This window comes from Vibrio sp. M260118 (genome assembly GCF_036533755.1).
GTDB lineage: Bacteria > Pseudomonadota > Gammaproteobacteria > Enterobacterales > Vibrionaceae > Vibrio.
In genome coordinates, this window is record NZ_JATABG010000159.1 from 1 (window position 1) to 7,749 (window position 7,749).

The 7,749-nt window shown below is 45.5% G+C and carries 8 protein-coding genes; 4 read left to right on the forward strand and 4 right to left on the reverse strand.

What is annotated here, in order from left to right; all coding sequences use genetic code 11:
• A partial coding sequence (manA, locus tag QTO00_RS10940; RefSeq protein ID WP_331424834.1) for a mannose-6-phosphate isomerase, class I occupies positions 1-818 on the forward strand: 818 nt, incomplete at its 5' end.
• An 82-nt stretch (positions 819-900) separates the two neighbouring features.
• Here the strand turns inward: manA and QTO00_RS10945 are convergent.
• A complete protein-coding gene (locus QTO00_RS10945; RefSeq protein WP_331424835.1) occupies positions 901-2,016 on the reverse strand; it encodes a hemolysin family protein in 1,116 nt (371 codons plus the stop codon).
• 330 nt (positions 2,017-2,346) lie between these two features.
• Here QTO00_RS10945 and hupA point away from each other — a divergent pair, with 330 nt between their 5' ends.
• Positions 2,347-2,619 carry a nucleoid-associated protein HU-alpha gene (gene hupA, locus QTO00_RS10950; RefSeq protein WP_038208977.1) on the forward strand — a complete coding sequence of 91 codons (273 nt, stop codon included), beginning with the start codon at positions 2,347-2,349 and terminating at the stop codon, positions 2,617-2,619.
• Between the two features lie 82 nt (positions 2,620-2,701).
• Positions 2,702-3,403: a DUF1481 domain-containing protein gene (locus QTO00_RS10955; RefSeq protein WP_331424837.1), complete on the forward strand. Its 702-nt coding sequence runs from the start codon at positions 2,702-2,704 to the stop codon at positions 3,401-3,403.
• A gap of 75 nt (positions 3,404-3,478) precedes the next feature.
• On the opposite strand, the gene purD is transcribed toward QTO00_RS10955, so the two are convergent.
• Positions 3,479-4,768 carry a phosphoribosylamine--glycine ligase gene (purD, locus tag QTO00_RS10960; RefSeq protein WP_331424839.1) on the reverse strand — a complete coding sequence of 430 codons (1,290 nt, stop codon included), beginning with the start codon at positions 4,766-4,768 and terminating at the stop codon, positions 3,479-3,481.
• A gap of 215 nt (positions 4,769-4,983) precedes the next feature.
• Positions 4,984-6,576 carry a bifunctional phosphoribosylaminoimidazolecarboxamide formyltransferase/IMP cyclohydrolase gene (gene purH / locus QTO00_RS10965; protein WP_331424841.1) on the reverse strand — a complete coding sequence of 531 codons (1,593 nt, stop codon included), beginning with the start codon at positions 6,574-6,576 and terminating at the stop codon, positions 4,984-4,986.
• A gap of 285 nt (positions 6,577-6,861) precedes the next feature.
• Between purH and zntR the strand changes: the two genes are divergently transcribed.
• Entirely contained in the window at positions 6,862-7,305 is a 444-nt protein-coding gene (gene zntR, locus QTO00_RS10970; protein ID WP_038208984.1) for a Zn(2+)-responsive transcriptional regulator, read from the forward strand.
• On the opposite strand, the gene QTO00_RS10975 is transcribed toward zntR, so the two are convergent.
• The coding region (locus tag QTO00_RS10975) for a GGDEF domain-containing protein (protein WP_331424844.1) at positions 7,302-7,749 on the reverse strand (448 nt) is incomplete at its 5' end. The two genes, zntR and QTO00_RS10975, sit on opposite strands and share 4 nt — an antisense overlap.

The following is a 7,749-nucleotide window of genomic DNA, read 5'->3' on the forward strand; positions in this document are numbered from 1 at the left end:
ATTATAAAGACTCTAATCACAAACCAGAGCTTGTTTACGCGATAACAACTTATAAAGCAATGAATGGTTTCCGTCCCATTGAAACAATTTTGGAGCTATTTCGAGAAATACCTATTAATAGTTTGTCAAAAGAGCTCTCTTTTTTGACAGAGTTTCAAACACCAGATGGGCTACAAGACTTTTTTTCGTCGGTAATGGAGCTTGATAGCAAGAGAAAGTCGGTTGTACTTAGTGAACTGATTGCTGCTATTCAAAATCAAGAATTAAGTGAACTTGCTCGTCAAGCTGCAGAGTACATTGATCAATTTAACAAGTACCATCCGGATGATATTGGACTGTTGGCTCCGCTCATGTTGAATGTTGTAGAACTAAAGCCAGGAGAGGCAATGTTCTTATACGCTGAAACCCCTCACGCATACGTTCAAGGAACGGCATTGGAAGTGATGGCTAACTCAGATAATGTACTTAGAGCTGGACTAACGGCAAAGCACATTGATGTTAGTGAATTAGTTGATAACACGAGCTTCTACTCTATCGAACCTAAAGATCTTAAATTGACTCCGGAATTATGTGGAAATACGAAAAAATATCCTGTGCCAGTGGATGATTTTTCTTTCGAAATCATCGAACTAGCTTCAAGAGAAATGTCAATAGAAGTAGATAGTGCTGAAATAGTATTTTGTGTGGAGGGGAGAGTTACTATTGCATCATGTGACGAAGTTGAGACTCTCAACAAAGGTGAATCGCTGTTCGTCAGCTATGAGGCTCGAAAGTATGTGCTAAGTGGTCAGGGAGTTATAGCCCGAACATACAATTAGTTGTATTAGTTCAGACTAGATCTGACAAAAATAGAGAGGGTCGACGCTTTCACGTCAACCCTCTTTTTTGTTATCCAGTTAACTAGCTCTCGTCTTTTTTGTCTTTCGGTTTTTCTACTGGTTCTTCAGCGCTTTGCTCTTCTTCATCGTCATCACGATTTTCGATTACACCGTGTTTTTCTTTCCACTTTTCCCAGCGGTCAAAAGCGAGCTCTTGCATGTCAGTGGTGCGGTCTGCTTCATCGACAATCTCTTCACCAACTAAGTGTTCAAACACGTCTTCTAACGTCAAAATACCTTGAATGGTGCCGTATTCATCGACGATCATCGCCAATTGCAGACGCTTCGCCATCATCTGCTCAAATGCTTTTGGCAGCGCCATGGTATTGAGCAGCACGTGCACTGGGCGCATTACGGCCCCTAGTTGTTTTTCGCCACAGCCTGCTTGTTGCAGCTTAAATAACTCTAGGCGGTGAACAAAACCTATGATGTTGTCGGTTGATTGGCTGTAAACCAGAGGGCGCGAGAATGGTGTCTCTTTATGCTTGTCGAGAAATTCGTTGATCGTTATCTCTGCATCGACACGGAAAACCACAGGACGAGGCGTCATTACCTGAGTAACTGGCACGTCTTGAATGTCAAGCAGATTGTTAAGAATCTTAGATTCACCCTCAGCAAACTCGCCGCTCTCTTTGGCTAAAATCGCCATTGCTGATAGCTCATCGCGCATTTTAGGCGCTTGATGTCCACTTGCTAAGCGCTTAGTGATTTGCTCTGAGAACCAAACAAATGGAGTGAGCGCCCATACCATCCAGCGTAGTACCACAGCTGACAGTGGTGATAGTTGACGCCAGTATGTTGCGCCGATGGTTTTTGGAACGATCTCTGATAGCACTAAGATGCCTAAAGTGAGTACGCCAGAGAATACACCTAACCATTCGCTGCCAAATACAACCGCAGCTTGAGCACCAGCACTCGCCGCACCTATGGTATGAGCAATAGTGTTCAGCGTCAGTATTGAAGCAAGTGGGCGGTCAATATCCGCTTTTAACTTTGCTAGATGTTCTGCCGCTGGGTGGCCTTGTTGGCGCAACTGGGCAATGTAGCTTGGAGATATACTCAGAAGAACCGCTTCTAATACGGAGCAGATAAACGATACGCCAATCGCAATGGAGACGTATATAGTTAGCAACAGCATAAGTGTCCTATGTAGATTTATACCCTACCAGTATTTGCCTAAAAAGCCGCAGCTTTTCACACCTGAGCATAGTTGATATGGGCATTTTTTAGTCGCGTTAAGTCCCGAAATATCAGGCTTTTCGGACTCCCGCATGTCTATAAATAAGGCTAAAAAGGGTTAAAAACAAGTATTAAGCTTGGTCGACACAGTAACAAATTGTGAGTTATTACTCAGAATATGGTTAAAAGTACGGCATGAGAGCTAAAGATCGCTTACAAACCTTTGCCAGATGGGGCATTTATGTTTTAGAGTGAGTTTAATTCGATAACAGATGAGAAGGGAAACCTAATGAACAAGACCCAATTAATCGACTTTATTGCAGAAAAAGCAGACCTATCTAAAGCACAAGCTAAAGCTGCTCTTGAAGCAACTCTTGAAGGCGTAACTGGCGCACTGAAAGACGGTGACCAGGTTCAACTAATTGGTTTTGGTACATTCAAAGTTAACCACCGCGCAGCACGTACTGGTCGTAACCCTAAGACTGGTGCAGAGATTCAAATCGCTGCAGCTAACGTTCCTGCATTCGTAGCAGGTAAAGCACTGAAAGATTCAGTAAAGTAATTTACTGCTGATTTCAGAGCTTCAAGCTCGGAATTGTATATAATACGTCAAGGTAGCTGCTATCTTGGCGTATATTTATTTTATGACGATGAAAAAACTCCTCGCACCTTCACTAATCGCCTCTCTACTCGTTGGTTGTTCATCGAGTGCTCCGGTGTCAAACCCTGACCAGTTCACCGAATATACTGGGGGACAGAGCTTGGGTGATGCTACCAGCCTATATTGGTATACAGAACGCCTAACTTTCCCCTACACAGCCGCGGACTACGTCGGAGCTGGGGACTATGGTTGGTATAAGTCTGACTACCGTTGGGAAGATGGCGATCTTCGAGAGCTGATTCGTGAAGGACAACAGCTTAAAGATACTCAGGGTTTGGTTCCGTATCGAATCCATGTCCGTTTTAATAAGAGCGGTGAGGCCATATATCAACAGTACCGTTTAGATGGAAAAGTATTACCTCTGAAAGCGGATAAGATTGCTTGGTTGAAGCAAGAAGCGTTGAATATTCCTAAGCGTACTAAGCAGCAGAGTAGCTCTGGTGTTCGCCTAATCCAAGGTTATTGGGACGGAGCAAGCTTTGAAACCTGTACGGGTCAAAGCTATGAGCAAATAGAGTTTAATGAGACCTTACCTAGCTTTGTCGTTAACCGCCTGTCTAGTGTCGATAGCTATGCAGCTTTCTTAGGCAAGACTAGAAGTAGCAAGGTTGTGGTCGATCAGCTATTGATGTTAGATGAAGATAGCCACGACTGTATCGAACGGCCTGTTCTTATTGAAGAATGACGGATTTATACTTGTCTAAAAAACTAAGGCGCTCATTTGAGCGCCTTTTTGTTATAAGCCAACTGATGTTGTGTTTTACTTCTCTTGCTCGCGAGCAATTGCGCGGTAGCCGATGTCGTTGCGGTGGAACATTCCGTTCCAGCTAACTTGCTTAGCGAGTGCGTAAGCTTGCTGCTGCGCTTCAGAAACACTATTACCCAGTGCTGTCGCACACAGTACGCGGCCGCCGTTTGTTACGATTTCGCCTGATGCGTTATTTGCTGTGCCTGCGTGGAAAATCTTCTGACCATCAACTTGTTCTGCGGGTAGAGAGATAACATCACCTTTTGCGTAATCTGCAGGGTAACCGCCCGCAGCTAGAACGACACCGATAGACGCGCGTGGATCCCATTTAGATTCTGCTTCATCTAGCTTCTCATCGATCGCCATTAGACACAGTTCAACCAGATCAGACTCCATACGCATCATGATAGGTTGCGTTTCTGGATCGCCGAAGCGGCAGTTGTATTCGATAACTTTTGGCGTACCGTCTTTATCGATCATAAGGCCAGCGTAAAGGAATCCCGTGTAAGGGTGACCTTCTGCATCCATACCGCGCACAGTTGGGTAGATAACCTCTTCGAGGATACGCTCGTGGATTTCAGGGGTAACAACAGGAGCCGGTGAGTATGCACCCATACCGCCAGTGTTAGGGCCAGTATCTTTGTCGCCAACGCGTTTGTGGTCTTGGCTGGTGGCCATTGGTAGAACGCTTTGTCCATCAACCATCACGATGAAGCTCGCCTCTTCGCCGTCGAGGAACTCTTCGATAACAACACGACTACCCGCTTCACCAAACGCATTGCCAGCTAGCATGTCTTTGATTGCGTTTTCCGCTTCTTCAAGAGTCATCGCAACGATAACGCCTTTACCTGCTGCTAGGCCATCTGCTTTAACAACGATTGGTGCGCCCTGTTCACGAACGTAAGCCAGTGCAGGCTCGATTTCAGTGAAGTTAGCGTAAGCTGCGGTTGGGATGTTATGACGCGCTAGGAAGTCCTTAGTGAAGGCTTTAGAGCCCTCTAGCTGTGCTGCAGCCTGTGTTGGGCCAAAGATCGGTAAACCCGCTTCACGGAACGCATTAACCACACCGATAACTAGTGGCGCTTCAGGGCCAACAATGGTTAGTTCGATTTGCTTCTCTTTAGCGAAAGCAACCAGCTCAGAGATGCTCTCAACACCGATGTTCACGTTCTCAAGCTTCGGTTCAAGAGCAGTACCTGCGTTGCCTGGTGCAATGAATACTGTTTCAACGTTTGGGTTTTGCGCCGCTTTCCAGCCTAGTGCATGTTCACGACCGCCTGAACCAATGATTAAAACTCGCATATTAAAAATCCTTAAACAAAATTGAAAGTTCCTAGTGTCTAGTTCCTAGAAGATTCCGGAAACGAGGGGCGAGTTATCTGGAATCTGGTTTTAGTGTGTACCGTAACAGATTCTGAATCGCGCTCGTTCCTCACTGTTCAGAATGACGAAAGTCCATGGTATTTCACCTAGCTTGTCTTTCTAGGAACTCGTCGCTAGGAACTAGGACCTTAACTCTAGTGGCGGAAGTGACGCATACCTGTAAAGATCATCGCCATGTCGTGTTCGTCAGCCGCTGCGATAACTTCGTCATCACGCATAGAGCCTCCTGGCTGAATAACACACTTGATGCCTGCTTCTGCTGCTGCGTCGATACCATCACGGAATGGGAAGAATGCATCTGATGCCATTACACAGCCTTCAACTTGTAGACCTTCGTCTGCGGCTTTGATGCCTGCGATCTTAGCAGAGTAAACTCGGCTCATTTGACCTGCGCCCACACCAATAGTCATATCACCCTTCGAGTAAACAATCGCATTTGATTTAACGTATTTAGCTACTTTCCAGCAGAATAGAGCGTCTTTTAGCTCTTCCTCGGTAGGCTGGCGCTTAGAAACCACTTTCAGGTCATCTAGGTTTACCATACCTTGGTCACGGTCTTGAACCAGTAGGCCGCCGTTAACACGCTTAACGTCAAAGCCAGTTGTCTTAGTTGACCACTGGCCACACTCTAGTAGGCGAACATTTTTCTTCGCAGCGACAACCTCTACCGCCTCAGCAGATACAGATGGCGCGATAATCACTTCAACGAATTGACGCTCAACGATAGCCGTTGCCGTTTCGGCGTCTAGCTCTTGGTTGAATGCGATAATGCCGCCAAATGCTGACGTTGGGTCTGTTTTGTATGCACGGTCGTATGCTTCAAGAATGTTGTTACCTAGTGCAACACCACATGGATTTGCGTGCTTAACGATGACACATGCTGGCTCATCAAACTCTTTAACACACTCAAGTGCTGCATCAGTGTCAGCGATGTTGTTGTAAGAAAGGGCTTTACCTTGGATTTGGCGTGCCGTTGAAACAGAGGCTTCTTCTGGATTTGCTTCTACGTAGAAAGCTGCTGCTTGGTGGCTATTCTCACCGTAGCGCATGTCTTGCTTCTTCTCGAACTGTTGGTTGAACGTGCGTGGGAACTTAGACTCTTCGTCACCCTCTTTGTTCTCACCGTAAGATGGAACCATAGTGCCGAAGTAGTTAGCGATCATACCGTCATAAGAGGCTGTGTGCTCAAATGCGGCGATAGCTAGGTCGAAGCGAGTGTCTAGGGTAAGAGACTTGTCGTTAGCGTCCATCTCAGCGATAACGCGGTCGTAATCGCTAGCGTTAACAACAATCGTCACGTCTTTATGGTTTTTCGCTGCAGAGCGAACCATAGTTGGACCACCGATATCGATGTTTTCAACCGCATCAGCTAAAGTACAACCCTCTTTCGCTACCGTTTCTGCGAATGGATATAGGTTTACAACCACCATGTCGATAGGGTTGATACCATGTTGTTGCATAACTTCGTCATCTTGACCACGACGACCTAGCACACCACCGTGTACTTTAGGGTGAAGAGTCTTAACACGACCGTCCATCATTTCTGGGAAACCAGTGTAATCTGATACCTCAGTTACTGAGATGCCTTTTTCTGCCAGTAGGCGAGCAGTACCGCCAGTTGAAAGAATATCAACACCACGGTTAGCAAGAGCTTGGGCAAATTCAACAATACCAGTTTTGTCTGATACGCTGATCAGTGCGCGGCGAATAGGACGAGCGTTAGTCATGCTTCCATTTCCTCAAAGTCACAGAGTTAGTACATAAATAAAGATGTTTGCCAAAAATGAACTTGTTCTTATGCTAGGTATTAGTCGAAGCGATAAGATATTGGCCAGTTTTGGTAAAGACCTTTGCACCATGTGGTGGTGATAAAGTAGTCTCTGATTTTGATGGCGCACATTCTAACTAATTTATTACAAAAAAGCTCGCGCAATCGTTTGGCATCTCAAAAATAATTGTGAAAAGCATGAGTTTAGGCTCTAAACGTAACGAAACAGTTAATAGGAAAAGTTATGTTCCAGATCGGTGAATTGGCTAAGCGGTGCAACGTTACCGCAGACACACTACGATTTTATGAAAAGAATCATTTAATTAAGCCTGCGGGTCGCAGTGATTCTGGCTATCGTCTTTATAATGAAGATAACCAGCGCCAGGTGCATTTCATTCTTAAATCGAAACAGTTGGGCTTAAGCTTGGATGAAATTCGCGAGTTATTAGAGATAAAGTTAGAAGCAACAGAGCATAGCTGCGCAGAAGTGAAAGCGATAACGAGCACTAAGTTGTCGGTCATTGATGGTAAGATCAGTGAACTGAAGCGAATCCGTACTGCACTGAAGAAGATTAACGATGCGTGTTGTGGTCACATAGATGATAATGCGAGCCACTGTTCAATTTTAGGTGCACTTGAGAGCGACGCACATCAAGACTCTTGTTGTGATACAGAAAAGGGCGCTTAGGAGGCGCGGCGGATATTGGCTTTAAGCTCTGTGGTCGATTTGATATCAGGCAAGTTCTCATAGTAGAGCGTGACTTGATTGCGTCCGGTCTGCTTGGAGTAATACATGGCCTTATCTGACTGAACTAATAACTCACGTACCGAAGACACATGGTTGTTAAGCTCCGCAATGCCAATACTCACTGTCGGTAGAATAATGTGCTCATCAACACGACAAGGGGTGGTTTCAATTGAGTGACGAATGCGCTCTGCAATGTCATAAGCTTGGATTGCATTGGTACGTGAAAGCACAATACCAAATTCTTCCCCGCCAAGACGGCCGATATAATCGCAAGAGCGGATCAAACCTTGGCAAATTTTCGCAACCTGTACAATAACTTCGTCGCCCGATAAGTGGCCTACTTGGTCATTGATCTCTTTGAAGTGGTCAATATCAACCATCAAG

What these genes read in the sequence shown, in the direction of transcription:
- QTO00_RS10945 (WP_331424835.1), bottom strand. Translation starts at nt 2,016, where the DNA reads ATGCTGTTGCTAACTATATACGTCTCCATTGCGATTGGCGTATCGTTT.
- hupA (WP_038208977.1), top strand. Translation starts at nt 2,347, where the DNA reads ATGAACAAGACCCAATTAATCGACTTTATTGCAGAAAAAGCAGACCTA.
- QTO00_RS10955 (WP_331424837.1), top strand. Translation starts at nt 2,702, where the DNA reads ATGACGATGAAAAAACTCCTCGCACCTTCACTAATCGCCTCTCTACTC.
- purD (WP_331424839.1), bottom strand. Translation starts at nt 4,768, where the DNA reads ATGCGAGTTTTAATCATTGGTTCAGGCGGTCGTGAACATGCACTAGGC.
- purH (WP_331424841.1), bottom strand. Translation starts at nt 6,576, where the DNA reads ATGACTAACGCTCGTCCTATTCGCCGCGCACTGATCAGCGTATCAGAC.
- zntR (WP_038208984.1), top strand. Translation starts at nt 6,862, where the DNA reads ATGTTCCAGATCGGTGAATTGGCTAAGCGGTGCAACGTTACCGCAGAC.